Annotated in this window: 14 protein-coding genes; 3 read left to right on the top strand and 11 right to left on the bottom strand. The window is 69.7% G+C overall.

Annotated features, from left to right (window positions below):
- The first annotated feature begins 252 nt into the window (after positions 1 to 252).
- From AB663_RS02325 to AB663_RS02315, 3 genes are read left to right on the top strand one after another with little or no spacing between them, the layout of a single operon-like run.
- Positions 253 to 4,329 carry an Ig-like domain-containing protein gene (locus AB663_RS02325; protein WP_067195376.1) on the top strand — a complete coding sequence of 1,359 codons (4,077 nt, stop codon included), beginning with the start codon at positions 253 to 255 and terminating at the stop codon, positions 4,327 to 4,329.
- On the top strand, positions 4,320 to 4,925 hold the full coding sequence (locus tag AB663_RS02320) for an SGNH/GDSL hydrolase family protein (RefSeq protein ID WP_067195372.1): 606 nt from the start codon (positions 4,320 to 4,322) through the stop codon (positions 4,923 to 4,925). Before AB663_RS02325 ends, AB663_RS02320 begins: the two co-directional genes overlap by 10 nt.
- An 18-nt stretch (positions 4,926 to 4,943) precedes the next feature.
- Positions 4,944 to 5,594 (top strand): GntR family transcriptional regulator, encoded by a 651-nt coding sequence (locus AB663_RS02315; protein WP_083511062.1) that lies wholly within the window; start codon positions 4,944 to 4,946, stop codon positions 5,592 to 5,594.
- Between the two features lie 119 nt (positions 5,595 to 5,713).
- On the opposite strand, the gene AB663_RS02310 is transcribed toward AB663_RS02315, so the two are convergent.
- From AB663_RS02310 to AB663_RS02260, 11 genes are all read right to left on the bottom strand, one after another.
- Entirely contained in the window at positions 5,714 to 6,475 is a 762-nt protein-coding gene (locus tag AB663_RS02310) for an amidohydrolase family protein (RefSeq protein ID WP_067195369.1), read from the bottom strand.
- A 23-nt stretch (positions 6,476 to 6,498) separates the two neighbouring features.
- Positions 6,499 to 7,452: an aldo/keto reductase gene (locus AB663_RS02305; RefSeq protein WP_067195365.1), complete on the bottom strand. Its 954-nt coding sequence runs from the start codon at positions 7,450 to 7,452 to the stop codon at positions 6,499 to 6,501.
- Positions 7,422 to 8,204 carry a dimethylmenaquinone methyltransferase gene (locus tag AB663_RS02300; protein WP_067195363.1) on the bottom strand — a complete coding sequence of 261 codons (783 nt, stop codon included), beginning with the start codon at positions 8,202 to 8,204 and terminating at the stop codon, positions 7,422 to 7,424. The genes AB663_RS02305 and AB663_RS02300 overlap by 31 nt, the downstream gene beginning before the upstream one ends.
- Positions 8,201 to 10,111, bottom strand: a complete 1,911-nt coding sequence (locus AB663_RS02295; RefSeq protein ID WP_067195360.1) for a hypothetical protein — start codon at positions 10,109 to 10,111, stop codon at positions 8,201 to 8,203. The genes AB663_RS02300 and AB663_RS02295 overlap by 4 nt, the downstream gene beginning before the upstream one ends.
- A 1-nt stretch (position 10,112) precedes the next feature.
- On the bottom strand, positions 10,113 to 10,967 hold the full coding sequence (locus AB663_RS02290) for a carbohydrate ABC transporter permease (protein ID WP_067195356.1): 855 nt from the start codon (positions 10,965 to 10,967) through the stop codon (positions 10,113 to 10,115).
- Complete coding sequence (locus AB663_RS02285) at positions 10,967 to 11,881, bottom strand: carbohydrate ABC transporter permease (protein ID WP_067195353.1); 915 nt, start codon at positions 11,879 to 11,881, stop codon at positions 10,967 to 10,969. Before AB663_RS02285 ends, AB663_RS02290 begins: the two co-directional genes overlap by 1 nt.
- Before the next feature lie 72 nt (positions 11,882 to 11,953).
- Positions 11,954 to 13,225: an ABC transporter substrate-binding protein gene (locus AB663_RS02280; protein ID WP_067195350.1), complete on the bottom strand. Its 1,272-nt coding sequence runs from the start codon at positions 13,223 to 13,225 to the stop codon at positions 11,954 to 11,956.
- A gap of 142 nt (positions 13,226 to 13,367) precedes the next feature.
- Positions 13,368 to 13,841: a GbsR/MarR family transcriptional regulator gene (locus tag AB663_RS02275; RefSeq protein WP_067195347.1), complete on the bottom strand. Its 474-nt coding sequence runs from the start codon at positions 13,839 to 13,841 to the stop codon at positions 13,368 to 13,370.
- An 11-nt stretch (positions 13,842 to 13,852) separates the two neighbouring features.
- Positions 13,853 to 15,463: an ABC transporter permease gene (locus AB663_RS02270; protein ID WP_067195344.1), complete on the bottom strand. Its 1,611-nt coding sequence runs from the start codon at positions 15,461 to 15,463 to the stop codon at positions 13,853 to 13,855.
- Positions 15,460 to 16,380: an ABC transporter ATP-binding protein gene (locus tag AB663_RS02265; protein WP_198147908.1), complete on the bottom strand. Its 921-nt coding sequence runs from the start codon at positions 16,378 to 16,380 to the stop codon at positions 15,460 to 15,462. The genes AB663_RS02270 and AB663_RS02265 overlap by 4 nt, the downstream gene beginning before the upstream one ends.
- Positions 16,381 to 16,492: 112 nt before the next feature.
- A complete protein-coding gene (locus AB663_RS02260) occupies positions 16,493 to 19,690 on the bottom strand; it encodes a chitobiase/beta-hexosaminidase C-terminal domain-containing protein (protein WP_067195342.1) in 3,198 nt (1,065 codons plus the stop codon).
- Positions 19,691 to 19,727 lie beyond the last annotated feature (37 nt).

Below are 19,727 nucleotides of genomic sequence, written 5' to 3'. Positions count from 1 at the left end.
GGCCTCGGGGTGATCAGGAGCACTGTTCGGTGTGCTGGCGGGTTTTCTCAGTAAACAAGCCGACAGGCTCCGTCGTCAACACAAGAGAGCAATCGAGAGAAATTGTGAAAAAGTGTGTGGAATTGCCAGAACCGCCGGTCAGATCGATGCTTGATAGTCGATTATCGATTGGGTAAGGTCCTGAGTGGCCGCCGCGTGCGGCCGCGACGCACGAACCCCCGTCGTGCGCGCTCGCAGAACATCGGAGACGCAATGAAGCGTGTGCTGGCAACTCTCGCCCTGGCCGCCGTGTTCGGATCGGCGCTCGCCGCCGCGGACCCGTCCGCCGCGATCGCGGCCGACGGCGCGGCCCTCTACATCGCGCCGGGAGGTGACGACTCGGCATCCGGCGCGCAGGACGCGCCGCTGGCGACGCTGGAAGGCGCTCGCGACCGCATCCGTCAGCTGAAACAGCAGGGCGGCCTGCCCGACGGCGGGCTCACCGTGTATCTGCGTGAAGGTGAATACCAGCGATCGGCCTCCTTCGAGATCGGCGCTGAGGACTCGGGCACGGCCGACGCGCCCATCACCTACCGCTCCTACCCGGGCGAGACCGCGACCCTCACCGGTGGGCGCGACCTCCCGCGCGACGCGTTCGCCCCGGTCACCGACACCGCCGTGACCGGACGGATCGTGGAGGAGTCGGCCCGCGACCGCGTGCTCGGAGTCGACCTCGCCGCCCTCGGTCTCACCGATTACGGTCAGCTCAGCCGGCACGGCTACTGGCTCGCGAACGACGTCAGCACGACCCCGCCCATGGAGCTGTACATCGACGGCCAGGGTATGACCCTCGCGCGCTGGCCCAACGCCGACGCGGCGACGCCCACGGTGCAGATGGGCGACATCATCGATCCCGGCCCCACGCGCAAGGACCCCGACCTGCAGGAGCGCGGAGGCACCTTCACCTACGGCTACGACCGCCCGAAGTACTGGACGGCGGCCACGGACGTCTGGCTCGACGGCATCTTCGGCTACAGCTGGGAGTGGTCGTACAACAAGATCGAGAAGATCGACACCGAGGCCAAGACGATCACGCTGCGGTACGGCGAGATGTCGGGAATCATGAAGAGCTGGTTCCCCGACTTCCACTTCGCGCAGAACCTGCTCGAAGAGCTCGACGCCCCCGGTGAGTACTACATCGACCGAGCGGCGGGGAAGCTCTACCTCATCCCCAACGCCGCGTTCGCCGCGGGGCGCGGCGACGTCACGGTCACGACGCTCAGCGAGCCGATGCTGCGAGCGGACGGCGCTTCGTATGTGAACTTCGACGACCTCGTGCTCGAGTACGGACGAGCCACGGCCGCCGTGATCCTCGGCGGGTCGCACGTGACCATCTCGCACAGCGACATCCGCAACTTCAGCGACGGCGGCGTGCTCATCAACTCGCCCGGCCGCTACACCTACGACGGCATCCCCGTGAACCGCGGCGGCCGCGACCACGCCGTCACCGACAGCCGCATCCGGCACATCGGCGGCGTCGGGGTCGTGCTGCAGGGCGGCGACAAGACGACGCTCGAGCCCGGGCGCAACCGCGTCGAGAACTCCGAGATCGCCGACTTCGCGTACTACCACAAGGCCTACAACCCCGGCGTGATGTTCGACGGCGTCGGCAACGTCGCCCGAGGCAACGAGATCCACGATGCCCCGCATCCGGGCATCATCGTGCACGGCAACGACCATCTCTTCGAGAAGAACGAGGTCTACGACGTGTGCAAGATGTTCCACGACCTCGGCGCGATCTACATGAACTCGGGCAAGACGCCGCAGCAGCGCGGTCACGTGTTCCGCGAGAACTACTTCCACGACATCGGCGTCGGCATGAGCGGCGTCGAGGGGATCTACGCAGACAACTTCACGTGGGACCTGCAGATCGAGAAGAACATCTTCGTCAACATGGGCAACAGCGCCATCAAGAGCGGCTCGGCCGACTACATCGAGGCGCGCAACAACATCTTCGTCGACGCGTACGCTCCCTACGACAACTACGAGCAGTGGATGGGCGACCAGGAGGGCAACGTCGTCGACCGCGACTACATGCCCGCGTGGCGCCAGGTCTTCGAGGACAACAACGACTTCGTCGGCACCCCGTACCTCGAGAAGTACCCGGAGCTCGCGCACTTCTTCGAGGACAACCACTACTACCCGGACCACAGCACCTTCGCCCAGAACGTGGTGTGGAACCCCAACCGCACACCCATCGCCGGCATCAACGACCAGGGCGCGAAGGACGGCAAGAACCTCCTGAACTACGAGGACAACTGGGTCGCGACGGCAGACCCCGGATTCGTCGACGCCGCGGGAGGCGACTACACCCTGCGGCCGGACGCCGCGGTGTTCTCGCAGATCCCCGGCTTCGAGGCCATCGACTTCGCATCCATCGGCACGCACGGGCACCTGGGGCAGACTCAGCAGCCGCAGTCCGTGCCGCTCGAGGCGATCGCGTTCGAGAGCAGCACGCTCACGCTCGACGCGGGCGACGAGGTGCGGGTTCGTGCCGTGCCGCTGCCGTGGAACGCCGACGACGCCGCCGTGTCGTACACCTCCGCCGACCCGGCCGTCGCCACCGTGTCGGCGACCGGAGTCGTGCTGGGAGCAGGACCAGGCACGACGACGATCACGGCTGCGGCGAAGAGCGACGCGTCGAAGACCGCGACGATCGAGGTGATCGTCGAGGAGGGCGACGGCGTGCTGCACTTCACCGACTTCGAGTCGGGCGCGAACGGCTGGCCGACCGATCCCAACCGCAGCATCCAGGTCGCCGCGGACGGCGACCGGGTCTACCGCATCCTGAAGGGGGCGAACGCCCAGCTGCCGCGCGACTTCACCCAGTTCGTGCTCGACTTCGACGTCACGACGCCCGCGGGGGCGACCGTCGCGAACTCCGGCATGATCATCTACGACCGCAACGGCAAGGGCGGCGGCTACATCCGGTACCGCAACGCGGCCGCCGGTCCGACGTGGACCATCTTCGACGACGCCTGGAAGGTCGTCGCCGAGAAGGTGCTCCCCGCCGACCAGGGGCTCGCGGCGGGAGCCACCTCTCACGTGCGCATCGCCGTGCAGGACGGGCGCATCCGCATCGCGGTGAACGGCCAGATCGTGCTCGAAGGCGCAGACCCCGGCCCCGGCGCCGCCGGGCGGGTCGGGTTCTACGTCGAGAACTACCCGTCGCTCGACTTCGACGACATCGGGTTCTCGCTCTCCGGCGTCCCCGTCACGGGCGTCGTCGTCGACAGCGAGCAGGTCGCGCTGAACGTCGGCGAGCGCAGGACGGTCTCGGCATCCGTGACACCCGAGGATGCCAGCGACGCCCGGATCGCCTGGAGCACGGCCGACCCCGCCGTGGCGACCGTCGCAGACGGACGCATCGCGGGCGTCGCCGCCGGCACGACGACCGTGACCGCGACCTCGGTGGCCGATCCGTCGCTGAGCGCGAGTGTGACGGTAACCGTGACGGATGCCGAGTATCCGGTGACGCGTCTCGACGCGCAGCTGCGCGACGCGGCGAACTGGACGACCTCTGACGTGATCGCGGTGGACGACGCCGGCGTGCACATCTCGGGACAGGGGGTGCACGGCTACGAGGCCGAGCGCTTCGGCGACACGCTGCTGCAGGTGGAGGCGGACTTCGGCGCCTTCGACGGCGGCTGGTACGGCTTCCAGGTGCGTTCCGACCAGACCGGCCTGCCGGCCTGGCAGAACTCCAACACCGGGTACCTCGTCGTCATCAAGGAGGACACGATCGAGTTCCAGAGCTGGACGCCTGGTCAGACGATGCTCGATGTGATCCCGAACACGGTGATCGCCCCGAACAGCACGCACCGCATCGAGTTCGGCGCGGTGTCGGAGCCCGGCGGCACGAGGGTGGTGCTGCGGGTCGACGACCGCACGGTGTGGAACGTGCTGGACGCGAGGGAGAACCTCCGCATCGGCGCCGACGGATTCTTCAACGTCTATCACTACGGCAAGACGAACACCTTCACCGTGCGACCGACGCCGCCGCCTGCCACGGTCACCGGCATCTGCTGGGCCCCCGAGGCGGACCCCAAGACGAGGTACGTGCGCGGCGAGCAGCTCGACGTCTCGGGGATGCTGCTCGGCGTGCGGTGGAGCGACGGCAGCATGACGCGGCAGCAGGTCGAAGCCGATATGGTGAGCGGGTTCGACAGCCGCAAGGTGCACCCGCACCAGACGCTGACGGTGACCTACGAGGGCGCCACGGTCACGCTCGACATCTCGGTGCGCCCGAAGCTCAAGGACGATGAGGAGGACGTGCCGCGATGCGAGTGACGTTCATCGGAGATTCCATCACCGATGCGGGAAGGGACCGCAGCGACCCGCAGTCGCTCGGCGACGGCTACGTGTCGCTGCTCGCCCCCGACCTGATCGCGCGCGGTGACACGGTGCGCAACCTCGGGATCGCCGGAAACCGCGCGGTCGATCTCGCGGCACGGTGGGAGGCGGAGCTGCTTCCCACCGCGCCGGATCTGCTCACGGTGTACATCGGCGTGAACGACATGTGGCGGCGGTTCGACAGCGACGACCCGACCTCGGCCGAGGCCTTCGCGGACACTCTCCGGCCTCTGCTCGCGCGGGTCGTGGAGGAGCACGCGCCCCAGCTCGTGCTCATGGAGCCGTTCTTCCTGCCGACGACCGAGCAGCAGCGCTCGTGGCTCGACGACCTCGACGGCAAGCGCGAGGTCGTGCGGTCGCTCGCCGAGGAGTTCGGCGCCGCGTTCGTGCCGCTGCACACCGTGCTCACGGCCGCGGCAGCCGACCGTCCTGTCGCGGAGCTCGCGCCCGACGGCGTGCATCCCACGCCGGTCGGATCGCGGCTCATCGCGGATGCCTGGCTCGCCGCTGCCCGCATTAGCGATAGTCGATAATGGAAGTAGAATGAGATCATGACGGATGCTCTGGCCACGGCCGGTCTGCAGCGAGGACTGCTGTCGGACCAGATCTACGAGATGATCAAGGCGATGATCAAGGACTCCACGCTCGCCCCCGGCGAGCAGCTGGTGGAGTCGCAGCTCGCACGCCAGCTTCAGGTGAGCCAGGCCCCCGTGCGCGACGCCCTCAAGCGGCTCGCGCACGAGGGCCTGGTCTCGCACGTGCGGCACCAGGGCAACTTCGTCGCCAGCTACTCCGCCGAAGAGGCCGAGCACGCCAAGGTCGCGCGCGTCGAGCTGGAGGGGCTGGCGGGCCGGCTCGCCTCCGGTGCGCTGACACCCGAGCGGCGCGACGCGCTCTCGGCCATGATCGACCAGATGCACGATGCCGCGGAAGCGTCGGATCTGGCGCGGTTCCGTGAGCTCGACTTCGCGTTCCACCGCGCCGTGATCGAAGCGAGCGGCAACGCGTACCTGCCGAAGATGTGGGACCTGCTGGAGCCGAGCCTTCGCTCGATGCACGTGCTCGGAGACCCCACCTTCACGGGTGACTGGCACGAGGTCGCCGACTGGCACCGCGGTCTGCTCGACGTGCTGGAGCAGGGCGACCCCGAGGCCGCGTCGGACCTGTTCCGCAGCCACGCGGCGGGCACTCTGCTCGACTGAGGGCGGCTGGGGCGACCTGGCCGGGCAACCGGCGGCGCATGCTCCGGGGTACCGGCGGCGGCTGCTCCGGGGGGAGCGGGCGGCGGCGGACGGCGGCGCCTCCCCGCGGGCGAGCCGGATCAGTCGAGGCCGTACAGGCGCGAGGCGGTGCCGGCCCAGAACGCGTGAGCGTCGAGCGGGCGGGGGAGCGCGGCGCGCGTCGCGGAGAGCACATCGGCGTACGTCGCCGTGCGCACCGACATCGGCCAGTCGCTGCCGAACAGGAGCCGATCCGCGCCGAATGCCGAGAGGGCGTGCCCCAGCACGCTCCGGGACTCCTCGGGGCCGCGTGACAGCAGGGAGAGCCCGGACACCTTGGCGTGCAGCCCCGGCGCGGCGGCCGCCTCGGCGAGCGCGGCGTGCCACGACGCATCCGGGGCTCCCGCGCCGAGCCCGAGATGGCACACGACGATGGACGTCGACGGATGCCGGCGCGACAACGCTCCCGCGGCGGGCAGCTGCTCCGGCCGGAGGAGCAGCTCGAGCACGAGCCCGATGGCGCCCAGGTCGTCGGCGAGCCGGTCGAGCCCAGACACGTCGGAGAGATCGGCCGCGAACTGCGGAACGGCCGCGCGGATGCCGGCGACTGCGGGGGAAGGAGGAGCCACCGTCTCGCCGGGCCGGAACTGCAGCACCGCGCGCCGCACGTGCGCGTCGGTCTCGGCGAGCGACACGAGCCATGCCGCTTCCACGTCGGAGTCGGCGGCCTGCACGGCGATCGCCGCATCGACCCCCGCCGCGTCGAGCGCCGCCCCGAGATCGGCGGCGGAGGCGCGGCGTGGAAGGCCGAGGTCGTCGCGGAACCAGGGGAGCGGCATGGCGTCGACGTCCCACACGTGCACGTGGGCGTCGACGATCCGGCCGGTCAGGGCGTCTCCTGGCGCGTGTCGTGGAGCGCCTCCCAGAGCCCGGCAGGCAGCTCGGCGTCGAGGCCGTCGACGAACGCGTCGACCTCGGCGGGGGTGCGAGCGCCCACGACGACGGCATCCGCCCCGGCGCGCAGCGGGAACTGCACGGCGGCATCCGCCAGCCGCACCCCGTGCGCCGCGCACAGGTCGCGCAGGCGAAGCGCGGCGGCGCGGATGTCGTCGGGCGCGGGCTTGTACTCGTAGAACGGCGACGCCTCGGGGTCGACGAGGATGCCGGAGTTGAACACCCCCGCGGCGATGACGCCGATCCCGCGCGAGGCCGCGAGGGGGAGGAGCCGGTCCGCCGCCGTGCGATCCAGCAGGGTGAGGCGCCCTGCCTCCATGACCACGTCGAGCGGAGCGACGGCCGTGAGGCGCTCGAGCGGATCGAGCCGGCCGAGCCCCACGCTGATCGCCCGGACGACGCCCTGCTCGCGCAGCTCGACGAGCGCGGGCATCGCGCCGGCGAGCGCGGCGTCGACATCGAGCGGATCGTGCAGATGCAGCACGTCGACGCGGTCGACGCCGAGGCGCGCGAGGCTCCCCTCGAGGCTCCGAAACACGCCGTCGCGGCTGAGGTCGGCCACGGAGGAGTGCCCGCCGGCCGCGCCGCGCACGGGCGCGCCGTCTTCGTCGAGGAGCAGGCGACCGACCTTGGTCGCGATCACGTAGTCGTCGCGGGGGACGCCGCGCAGCGCCATCCCGAGCTTGCGCTCGCTCTCGCCGGAGCCGTAGAGGGGCGCGGTGTCGAAGAACCGCACGCCGCGGGCGAGCGCCGCCTCGACGGTCGCCACGGCGTCGGCATCCGTCACCGGGGAGAAGAGGTTGCCGATGGGCGCGCAGCCGAGCCCTGCGTCGTCGCGCGCGGCGACGGCGCCGTTCAGCGGACGGAGCTCTGCGCGGAACGCCATGCCTCGTACTCCTCGCGGCTGTCGGGGGTCAGCGGGTAGTAGTCGCTCAGCCGGGCCCCGCCGTCGAGACGGAGGCGGCTGAAGACCTCCCACTCCTCATGATCGCGCGCCGACTCCACGACGCGCGGAGCCATGGCCTGCGGCACGACGACGGGACCGTCGTCGTCGGCCACCACGAGGTCGCCCGGCATGCACAGCGCCCCGCCGACCGCGACAGGGACGTCGTACGCCCACGGCACGAGCTCGGACTGCGACGCGTAGTGCGGCGTGGTGCCCGTCGACCACACGGGGATGCCCAGCTCGCGGATGCGCCCGGCGTCGCGGATGCGGCCGTCGACCACGATGCCTGCCCCGCCCTTGCGGGCGAAGTACCGCGCGAGGATGTCGCCGATGCACCCCGAGAAGCGGCTGCCGTACGCCTGGATGACCAGCACGTCTCCCGGCTGCACGGCCTCGAGCACGTGCCACAGCGCCGTGTGGCGCTCGGCGTACTCCTGGCCGGCGCCCGACGCCATGTCCTCGCGCTGCGGCATGAACTGCAGGGTCAGGGCCGAGCCCACCACGCGCTGGCCGGGCGACAGGGGCTCAGGTCCGTCGATGTAGCTGCGGCGGATGCCGAGCTCGTGCAGCTTGGCGCACGCGGTGGCGGCGGAGATCGCATCGAACGCTCCGACGACCTCCGACGACGGGCGCTCGTAGGCGGCGCCGCGAACGGGCAGCGCGAAGTCGGGACGGATCAGGGTGTCGCTCATGCGGCTCCTCCAGGGGTGAGGTGGCGCGGCGAACCGGTCGCGCGCGCGATGGTCAGGTCGAGGTCGGCGCCGTGCGCCGGAGGCAGAGTGACGACGAGGTCGTCGTCGCACTCCCACATGAGGGTGCGGGGCGGACCTACGGGCGCGGCGTACGTGCCTGACGGCCCGGGGTAGGCGCCCGGCTCCTCGAACGTCGCGGTGGCGCGGATGATGCGGTCGAGACCGAAGCGCCCTCCGCGCAGCCGCACGGTGCGCGTGTGCACGACCGAGGTGTTGACGAGCTGTACGCCGACGCCCGTGTCGTCGAGGCGGTGCACGAGCGCCGCCACGTCGGGCGGGAGGCCCGGTCGCGACCGCTCGACGTCCTCGTACCGCAGGGCCGTGAACCCGAGCCCGCCGTTGTAGAGCACCTGCGGCGCCCCGGCGACGAGCTGCGTGAGCACCTCGGTCACGACCGGGTTGACCCGCTGCCAGAAGTGCAGGTGCGCGGCATCCGGATCGCGATCGTCGGCGAGCATCATGGCCGTGCGCCTGGCGACTTGCCCGAGCGCCATCTCCAGGGCCCGCACCGGGTAGTCGGGCAGCGCGCCGCTGAGGAACCGGTACCAGCCGGCCTCGTGCCCTGCCTCCTCCTTGTCGCGGAACGGGGCGACGAGGTCGGCGTCGGCCGGGAGCCCGGCGATCGCGCGCTCCAGCCGGTCGCGGTCGGCGTCCGATCGGGACCACCACCACAGCCACAGCGGGAGGTCGAGCTGCAGGGGTCCGAAGTCGAACCAGCCGTCGACGCCGAAGCGGTACGGCACGAGCGTGGCCTCCTCGGATGCCGCAGCGCCCAGCCGCGCCATCCAGCCGCCTCGCAGGCTGTAGTCCGATCCGACGACCGTCCCGGCTCGGCCCTGGGCCATGACGGTGTCGAGCATGGTGCGGACGAGGTCGAGCGCGCTGTCGTCGCGCGTGACGAGCGCGTGGTTGAGGGCGCCGATGAGCGCGCTCATGCCCACGGAGTGCAGGCCGTGCGGCCACGCCCATCCGTAGTGCCCGCCCCACCAGCGGCCTTCCTGCAACGACCCCGTCACGCCGTCGGGTCCGACGCTGTCGGGCAGCATCCCGCCGTCCGCCCTGGCGATCCAGCCGTCGACGTACCGGCGCACCCATGCGGCCGCCGTCTCGTCGCCGTCGTACAGCCAGCGGTTCGCGGCCAGCGAGGTGGCGGCGAGGTTCACGGCCACGTCGCCGTCGGCGCGGCGGTGCATCTCCTCCGCCATGCGCAGCGCGTTCTCCGGCAGGGCGAGATCGTCCCAGGTGCGGATGCCGTCGAGACCCTGCACCGGCAGGCCGTAGGGCCGCATCTCGGCCCGGTCGGCCGAGTACGGCACGACCGTGTCGTCGAGCCCGCGGCGCGCACCGAGAGCCCCGTTGTGCGGCGCGCGGATGATGTTGTGCTCGGGGTCGTAGTTGCCGCGGGCCGGGTCGGTGAACAGGGCGGAGAACCGGGCGGCCCGCTCGGCGAACGCGGTGTCGGCCGGGTCGGCGGCGCAGATGCCCGCGAGGAACAGCAGCGACTCGCCCTGGTGGAACCAGTCGTATCCGTTGTCGTACTCGTCGGTGAGCATTCCGGCATCCGACAGCTGGGCGGTCACTCCCTCCCAGTGCCGCTTGGCGTCGTCGAGGACCTCGTCCGGCCCGCCGAGCAGGTAGAAGGCCGGCCAGTTGAAGAACGGCTCGTAGAGGTCGTCGACCCCGTCGCGGTCGACGAACTCGGCCACGCCGCGCAGGCGCCCGTCCGGCAGCGTGTACCGGTCGCGGAAGACGCGCCGCGCCTCCTCGATCTCGCCGAACAGCCGGCGCTGCAGCACCGCCCACGCCGGTATCGTGCGCAGCGGCGAGGTGAACGTGTGGTCGGTCATGTCAGCCCTTCGTCGCACCGGCGACGAGCCCGCCGATGATGTGCCGCTGCATGACGATGAAGAACACCATCGCTGGCAGCACGGCCAGGAGCAGCGTCGGGAAGACCTGCGTGTAATCGGTGGAGAACTGGCCGACCGCGGCGTAGACGCCCGTCGTCACCGTGTAGATCCCGGAGCTGGGGCCGAGGATGATCTGCGGGCTCACGAAGTCGTTCCACACGCCGATCGAGTTCAGCACCACGATCGTCGCCACGACCGGCCTCATGATCGGGAAGATGCACGACCAGAACGCCCGGATCGGGCCTGCGCCGTCGAGCGCCGCCGCCTCGTCGATGTCGCGCGGGACGCTGCGCAGATAGGCGGTGAAGAGGAAGATCGTCACGGGCAGCGTCGCCGCCGTCTCGAAGAGGATGAACCCGGGGATGGTGTTGATGAGCCCGAGCATCCTCAGCACGAACACGACAGGGATGAGCGTGACCTGGCCGGGGATGAACAGCCCCGACACGAACAGCAGCAGCAGTCCGAGGTGCCACTTCGAGCGCCCGCGGGCGATCACGTAGGCGACGGGAGCCGCCAGGGCGATGCAGCACACGTTCACCAGCACCACGAACAGCAGCGTGATGCCGTACGCGGCGATCACGTTGAACTTGCTGCTCGTGATGGCGGCCCACAGGTAGTCGAGCGTGAAGCTCTGGGGCGTGATGAGCAGCGGGTTCTCGATGATCTCGGCCTGCGGCTTGAACGCGTTGATGAGCATCGTGTACATCGGGATGAGCATCGTGACGGCGACGACGCCGAGCACGATCCACCGGACGATGCTGACGACCAGAGCGGGGCGGTTGCGGGTCTGCTTCATCACTCTGTCGCCTTCTGCTCGGCGCGGCGGCGCACGACGGTCACGGCGAGTCCGATCACGGCCGTGACGAGGAGGAGCACGATCGACTGCGCCGCGCCGAAGCCCAGCGAGGAGTTCGCGAACGAGTCCTTGAGGATCTGGTAGACGATGGTCTGCGTGGAGCCTGCCGGGCCGCCGTCGGTGAGCGACAGCACCACGTCGTACGCCTTGAGCAGCCCGACCAGCGTGAGGACGAGGTTGACCGTGAAGACGGGGGCGATCAGCGGCAGCGTGATCGAACGGAACTGCTGCCACCGCGAGGCGCCGTCGACGGTCGCCGCCTCGTAGTACTCCGCGGGGACCGACTTGATGCCGGCGAGGAACAGGATCATGTTGAAGCCGAAGTGCGACCACACGATCGTGAAGATCACGCTGGCCTTCGCGAAGCCGGGCTCGGTGAGGAACGGCAGAGCGGGCAGGCCGATCGTGGTGAGCACGCCGTTCACCGCGCCGTTCGGCGACAGCATCGCCGACCAGATGAACCCGATGATGAGCGCGCTGATCACATAGGGGTAGAAGAAGATCGTGCGCAGGATCGTGTTGGCGCGCCCCTGGCCCGAGATCAGAGCCGCGATCGCGAGCCCCACGGCGTTGCAGAGGATCGTGCCGACGACGGCGATGACACCGGTGAACACCGCGGCCTGCACCGAACGGGGGCTGCGGAAGGCCTTGGTGTAGTTCTCCCAGCCGATGAAGTCGAAGCTGAGGCTGTAGCCGTTCCAGTCGGTGAAGCTGAGGACGGCTGCGAGGATCATGGGGATCACGAACATGGCGATGAAGACCGCCACGGCGGGTCCGCCCATGAGGATGCCGGGAAGGCGATGCCGCCAGCGCTGCAGCGCGGTGCGCCGGCGCGGGGCGATGGTCGAGCTCATTCGTCGACGCTCCTGTCGTTCCGAGTCGGGATGCGCGCCCGGGACGGATGCCGTCCCGGGCGCGCTGACGGGTCAGCCGGCGTTCGCGGCGAACCAGTCGTCCATGGCCTTGATCACGTCGGCGGCCGGTGTGCCGCCGATCAGGGCCTGCGTCTGCGTGTTGATCTCGCCCGAGTATCCGTCGGGCAGCGTGCGCTCGCCGTAGCCGCCGCCGGTGGGCGTGTACGCGTCGGCCGGCGTGTCGGCGACGATCTGCAGCAGCTCCTCGCCGAGCGGTGTCATGTCGTACTCGTAGCCGTCGCGGAAGTTGCCGTCGACCTCGAGCTGCGAAGTCACGGCGTCCTTGTCGGTGACGAGGAACTCAACGAGCTTCGCCGCGGCATCCTGGTTCTTGCTGGCCTTGAGGATGGAGTACGGGCTGGCGATGTTGGCGCCCATGGCCGGCTGGTCCTTCGCGTCGACCGCCGGCGCCCGGAACACGCCGATGTCGGCGGACTCCGCGGCCTTGGCCTGCGTGCCGGCGAACCAGCTGCCCATGGCGTAGACGGCGGTCTTGCCCGAGAGGAACGCCTGCTCGGCGTCGGGGTACTTGATGCCGAGGGCATCCGTGGGGATGTAGCCCGCGGCCACCCAGTCGGCGTAGGTCTCGACGGCGTCGCCGTAGGTCTCGCCGAACGTGACCTCGCCCGACGAGATGTCCTGGAACCACGTCGGGTCCTCGGCGATCACGGTCGGCAGGGCGAGGGTCTGCAGCGTGTGGCTGGTCATCCAGTCGCCGCCGGTCTGGATGGGCGTCCAGCCGGCGTCCTTCAGCTTGCCGAGGGCCTCGGTGAGCTCGTCGACGGTCGTCGGGAGCTCGTCGATGCCGGCCTCCTGGAACGCGGTCTTGTTGTAGAAGAACAGGCTCTGCAGCTGCACGCCTATGCCTGCCATGTAGTACTTGCCGTCGATCGAGTACTGCTCGGCCAGCGGGCCGTCGGTGGCCCAGTCGTACTCCGACAGGTCGACGAGCTCGGGGGCGAGCTTGGTGGTCGGCGCGATCGACTGCACCACGTCGGGCGCGTCGCCCGCGGCGAGGAGGCGGGGGACGGCGGCGGCGACGCCCTCGGCTCCCGGGTTCTGGATCACGACGTCGATGTCGGGGTTGGCCTTCTCGAACGGCTCGACGAGCTCGTTCCAGAAGTCCTCGGTGAGGTTGGGGGTGACGTTGACGAGCATGCGCAGGGTGACCTGCCCATCGGCGGACGAGCCGTCGCCGCCCGCGGGGGCGGTGGAGCATCCGGTGACGGCGATGGCCGTCGCGGCGGCGATGCCTGCGGCGGCGAAGAGCCGAATTCTGATCATCTTCGATCCTTTCCTGGTGCACGGGAGGGGCACTGGGGACATTACACTAATCGATAATCGTTTGTGAAGAGATCCGATGAATGCCGGTGTGGAAGAAGCAGGGGAGTCGGCTGTCCGGAACGGCGCCCTCGGCGCGAACCGGCTACGCGCGGGGAGGTGAGTCGTCGCCGCGTGCGGCAGCCCACTCCGACACGAGCTGCGGCATCCGCTCGGCCATGAGGCGCAGGAAGCCGGACATCTCGGCCGTGCGTGCGGCCGCGGCCTCGTCGTCGGCGGTCTCCGCGCCGATGCGCTCGACGTGCTCGGCCAGGCGCAGGTACACCGAGATGTTCCCGAGGATCACGGAGGGGAAGCCGTCGGGGGCGAGGTCGTACCGGTCGCGCCGGTGACCGGGCATGGGGAGGCGGCGCACGAAGTGGGCGTCCTGCAGGTATCGCACGGCACCGGACACGGCGGCGGCAGAGACGCCGAGGCGCTCGGCGAGCTGAGCCGCCGTGTACCCGCCGGAGGGAGCGGCGACGAGCGCCATCATGACGCGGGCGGGCATGCGAGGCATGCCCGCCGTCGTCATCATCGCCGCCGCCTGCTCGGCGGCCTCCTGCGCGCGGTGTTCCATAGGACGCCAGATTATCCGCCGGATGCGAGTTCGCGTCGGCGCATGAGGGTCAGGGCCGCAGCGTACGACCCCGCGGCGACCGCGACGAGCCACCACACGCCCCGCAGGTCGGCCTCGCCGTTCGCGACCACCGGGGTCACGGCGAACGGCGAGGCGTGGGTGGCCCATTCGGGCATCCCGAACAACGGGCCGAACAGGCCGAGCACCGTGGCGACGCCGACGAACGCCCATCCCGCGCCGATCGTCGCCCGAGGGAGGAGCGCGAACACGGCGGCCGTGATGCCGGTGAACACGGACGCCGCCACGAACTGGCCGAGCGCGGTCACGATCGTCACGCGGTACAGCTCGGGGTCGGCATCCGTCGACGCGAGGCCGGCGAAGGCCGCGAGCACGGCGGCCGCGGTCACGAGCACGACCGCACAGGTCGCGACGACGACGTAGTCGGCCAGCCACCGCACCCGCCCGACCGCGGCGGCGCGCACGAGCTCGGCTGTGCCATGCGCCTCGTCCTGCCGCGCCCGAGCGATCGTCTGCACGGCCGCGCACGCGGCGAGGATGCCGAGCACCGTGAAGAAGACCGTGATCACGGTCTCGTCGATCCCGCCCGCTGTGGCGATCTTCTCGAGGATCTCCTGCACCGCCGGGTTCTGCCCGGAGATCTCGCCGGCCAGTCCGCTCAGCGTCGTGGCGAGGATGCCGGTGATGCCGCCGCCCACGATCCACCCGACGATCGCTCCCCACGACAAGCGCCACACGAGAGCGAAGGGAGAGGTGAGCAAAGGGCCGGCGTTCGCCCTCCCCCGGCGCTCGGGGACGAATCCGGCGCCGATGTCCCTCGCGGACTGCAGCGCGAACGATGCGCCGGCCAGGAGCAGGCCGACGCCCACGGCCAGCAGCACGGGCCAGACGGCATCCTCGTCGTAGGGGCGCGCCTGCTCGGCCCATCCGAACGGCGAGAGCCACGCGACCCAGGAGCTGTCGATGCGGGCGAGATCGTCGGACGGCGTGCCTGCGACGTTCCCGATCCCGCGTATGAGGAAGGCCGCGACCAGCACCCACACCGACAGCGCGTTCGCCCCGCGCGAGGTGCGGGCGAGCTGGGCCGCGACGAGTCCGACGCCGAGGAACGCGATGCCGGCTCCCGCTGTCGCGGCACCCGTCACGAGCGAACCGGCCGCGTCGAATCCGGTCGGCAGCAGTGCTCCGGCGACGAGAGCGCCGAGCACGACGTCGGCGGCGAGTCCGTGCACGATGGTCGCCAGCAGCGGCACCGCGCGACCGGCCGGCGTCGCCGCGAGCAGTTCGCCGCGACCGGCCTCCTCATCTCCTCTGGTGTGCCGCACGGCCAGGAAGGTGCTCATCAGGCCGGCGAGCATGGCCAGCCACGGGAGGTCCTCGAAGGCGAAGAACGCCCCCTCCGAGGTGCCGGAGGGGAGGCCGCGGAAGAGCAGGATCACCAGGTTCGCCATGACGGCGGTCAGCACCTCCTGGCGATCCGCGACGGTCGCGTACGACTGGGTCACGCCGCCGTAGCCGGCGACCGCGAGAAGCACGGCGCCCAGGAACCAGAGCAGCAGCTGCATTCCGTCTCGGCGGAGGCGCTGACGCAGCAGGGCGATCATGACCGCTCGACCCCTTCGGCGGTCACGTCTCCGTAGTGGCGGAGGAACAGCTCCTCCAGCGACGGCGGTTCGACCCGCAGGCCCGTCACGCCTCGGTCGGCCAGGGCAGGGAGGACGGATGCCACGGTGTCGCTGTCGACCGTGAAGCGGGCGCGTCCGTCGGCGTAGGCGGGGTCGTGCGCGCCGGGGATGCCGTCGAGCGCGGCGGCGTCCGTCGCCTCGAACGAGACCTCCGTGCGCGTGAGGTGCCGCAGTTCGGGGAGCGTGCCGGACTCGACGATGCGGCCGGCACGGATGATCGACACCCTGTCGCAGAGCAGCTCGACCTCCGAGAGGATGTGGCTCGACAGGAGCACGGTGGCACCGGCATCCTTCACGCGGGCGACCTCGTCGCGGAACACGACCTCCATGAGCGGGTCGAGGCCGCTGGTCGGCTCATCGAGGATGTAGAGGTCGGCGGGCACGGCGAACGCGGCGATGAGGGCGACCTTCTGGCGGTTGCCCTTCGAGTAGGTGCGGCCCTTCTTGCGGGGGTCGAACTGGAACGCCGCCTCGAGCCGTTCGCGCGCCGCGCGGTACTCGGGGCTCTTCGTGTGTGCGCCGCGGAGGCGGGCGAGGAGGTCGATCGACTCCCCGCCGGAGAGGTTGGGCCAGATGCTGACGTCGCCGGGGACGTAGGCGATGCGGCGGTGGATCTCGGCCGCGTCGGCCCAGGGGTCGCGATCGAAGACGGATGCGTCGCCGGAGGTCTTGCGGGCGAGCCCGAGGAGGATGCGGATGGTGGTGGTCTTGCCCGCGCCGTTGGGGCCGAGGAACCCGTGCACCTGTCCGGCGTCGACCTGGAGATCGAGACCGTCGAGTGCACGCGCGCGCCCGTAGCGCTTGGTGAGGCCGCTCGTGCGGATCACAGTGTTCATGTCGTCGGGCATTACGCCGAGTTCATGAATGTGTGAAGAGAGTGAAGATGGTCGAACGCGATGTCGCCGCGCCCGCAAGCGGACGCGGCGACATCGGCTCGTGCCCGACGGGTTACCGGAGAACGAAGTCCACCGTCTTGGAGTTGCCGGCGAGGTCGTACACGACCAGCCTGTTCGCTCCGGCGACGGCGCCGAAGACGCCCGGCTTCACGAAGTTGAGATCCGACCAGGCGTTGTCGCTCAGATCCTTGGTGACCCCGTTCAGCGTGAGCTTGTCGATCTTCCCTGCGTCGTAGAGCTTGAAGCTGACCTGGTCGTACGCGTCACCGGCGGAGGTTGTGAACGTGTCGCCCTCCTTCGGCGTGACCGTCGGCGGAGTCGCATCGACCGTGACGGCGAACGTCTTCGTCTGCGAGATGTTCCCGGCCGTGTCGCGTGCGTTGTACCGGATGGTGTACGCGCCGTCGGGGACGGCGACCGTCGCGGTGTGGGTGCCCGTGGTCGCACCGCCGACAGCCGTCTGCGTGCTCTTGACGAGGATCCCGTCGCGATAGATGTTCGCGACGATTCGGTCGAGTCCGCGGTCATCGGTCGCGTCGACCTGCAGTGCCAACGCGGCATGCGGGCCGGCCGACGTCGGGGTGACGAGAGTGGTAGACGGCTTCACCTGATCCGGTGTCTCCTCATCGATCTTGACGACCTTCACGTCGTCGATGAACCCCGTGTTGTCGCCGGTCGTGGTCGTCGCGACGAACGAGATCGTGTGCTCTCCCGCCGTCAGATCGATGGCATCCGACTCGTAGAATTCGTACGTTCCGCCGGCGGGAGCGTAGTGCCCCAGGACGGTGTCGTCGATGAGGACATCCCACTCCTGCTTGCCGCCGAAGTCGGTCCGCACCGCGCCGTAGAACGTCAGCGCATACCTGCCCTCCGGGAAGACGACCGTCTGATCGATGCGGCTGCCAAGACCCGAATCCGTCTTGAGGTACGCCGTGCGCTCACCTTGCGGGGCGGGAGACGCCGGCCGGAACACGCTGTTGTTGTGCTGGATCCCTGAGCGGGCGCTGAAGGTCCAGCCGTTCACCATGGGGCCGTTCGCCGTGCCTCCTGTCGCCGGGCTCTCGAACCCGGCGTTGTAGATCGTCACCACGGGAGGTGTCTCCGGGATGTCGGTGCTGAAGAAGCACCGGTTGTCGTCCGAGCCCGGGTTCGGATTCTCCGGGAAGGATGCCGCGGAGCAGTCGACCCCGTCCGTGAACGTGCCATAACTGAACAGGCCGTCCGAGCCGAAGGCGACGCTCGCCTCACCCTCGAAGGCGCACTCGCCCTCGCCCTCGTACTGGCAGAACACGTAGCCGTCGGGGGCGTTCTGGATGCCGCGCACCTTGTACAACCGCGACGTCACACCGGAATCGTGAAGGCCATCCGAGATGGCGATGGCCCGGAGATACACGGTCTGGAGGGGATTCAGCAGGATCTGGCCCGTGTAGAGCGTCGAGCTGGCCGTCGGCACGCTGCCGTCGGTGGTGTACCGGATCTCGGCTCCAGCCGTGCCGCTCGTGATGCGCACCGCCTCCACGGAGTCGTAGACGCCTGGCGCGAGGCTGAACACGGGAGCGTCGACCACTCCGGCGCGCGACGCCGGGAGGACGAGGACCTGCGCGACGCCGTAGACGCCGTCTCCCACGGTGGCGCGGATGGCCACGGTGCGCTCGGTCTCGACCTCGGGCGCGGTGAACACGCCGTCGGCGGAGATCGAGCCGTTGCCCTCACCCACGACCGACCAGGTGACCTCGGCATCTGCGGGGCCGTCGATGATCTCGGCGTGCAGAGTCGTCTGCTCGCCGCCGGTGACATCCGACTGCACGGGATCGACCGCCACCTGGGTCGCGGGCTCCGCCGTCGTGTAGATGGCGAAGGTGTTCTCCTCGCCGATGGCGTCGTCGGTGAACGCGTTGCCCGACGCGGTGAGCGTGCCGGTGGATGCCGGCAGCAGCGCGTTCGCGTCGATGTGCACCTGCGAGTCGCTGAATGCGAAGCGGTGGAAGTCGCCCGAGACCTCGCCCCCGGTGAACTCGACACGCACGTCCTTGGCCGACCCGTCCTGCGTCTCGACGAGCACGGTGAGCTCGCCGTCGGCGTCGCGGAACGCCGTCGCCCGGATGTCGTCGTCGGACACCGTCGTGCCGAGGACCGTGCTGTGCTCGGGCACGTAGCGCATCAGGAGTCCTGCCTCGTAGAACGCGGCGGTCGGCTCGAGGCCGAGCACGAGCGAATCCCACAGGTTGTAAGAGCCGTTGGTGTCGCCGGCGGGGTCGTCGGTCATGACGCCGTTGAGCTGCCAGATGAGGTTGGAGTGCACGTCGTTGTTCGCGCTGCGGATGATGTAGTTCGCGTACCCGGTCTCCCAGACGCTGGTGCCGGGGTTGGTCCAGCCCATCTCAGAGAGGTTGAGAGGCGCGTCACCGATGTATCCGCGGCGCTGATCGATCGCCTGCGCCATCAGGTCGTAGGACTCGCCGTACAGGTGGAACGAGTACTGGTCGAAGACGTCCGCGGCGTTCTGGGCCATGTACTGCGTCCAGTCCGGTGCGTTCACCTCTTCGGGACCCCAGATCTCGACGTCGTCGCGCAGGCCGTCCTCGATGAGCTGCTCGTGCACCTGGCGGGCCATCGCGGCGTAATAGGCCTTCTGGTCGACAGGGCCTTCGAAGTCCCAGCTGCCATTGGGCTCGTTGTAGAAGGTCAGGTAGTCGACGTTGTCGTAGCCGCGGACGTTGATGAGCTCGTTCAGCAGTGCCGAAGCCGAGCGACCGTACGCGACGAGATCGCCCGGGGCGCTCTCATAGGGTTTGGCGACCCCGGGGTAGAGGAACCAGTCGTGAACGCTCTGGCCGACCTTCCATCCGAAGTTCAGCTCGACTTCGGTGCCGGCCTGTTTGAAGGCGTCGAGGTACCGGTAGAACGCCTTCATCCGATCGGAGTCGAAGTCGTAGACGCCCTTCTCCTGCTCCATCCAGTCGATCTGGAACCACAGGCGAACGACCTTCGGCTGCAGCGTGAGGATGCGTTCGACGTCGACCTCCCAGTCGGCGTCGTCGTAGCCCCTGGTCGTGGTTCCCGGCATGAGGCTCCACGGGATCACGTTGACGCCGATGCCCAGGTAATCCTCCTGCAGCACCTCGTCGAGGTCGACGGTGACCGTGCGCTGCTCGGAGGCTGCGGTGGCGGCCGCGGGTGCGACAGGGGCGAGGGCGCCTGCCATGACGGCGGCGGTCGCCGCGACGGCGGCGCCGATTCTTCGTTTCACGGAGGGATCTCCTATCTCCATCGATAGAGCGCAGCCG

The sequence above is a fragment of the Microbacterium sp. XT11 genome, assembly GCF_001513675.1.
Lineage (GTDB): Bacteria > Actinomycetota > Actinomycetes > Actinomycetales > Microbacteriaceae > Microbacterium.
The sequence above is the reverse complement of the archived record's forward strand: the minus strand, read 5'-3'. Positions and strand labels throughout refer to the sequence as shown.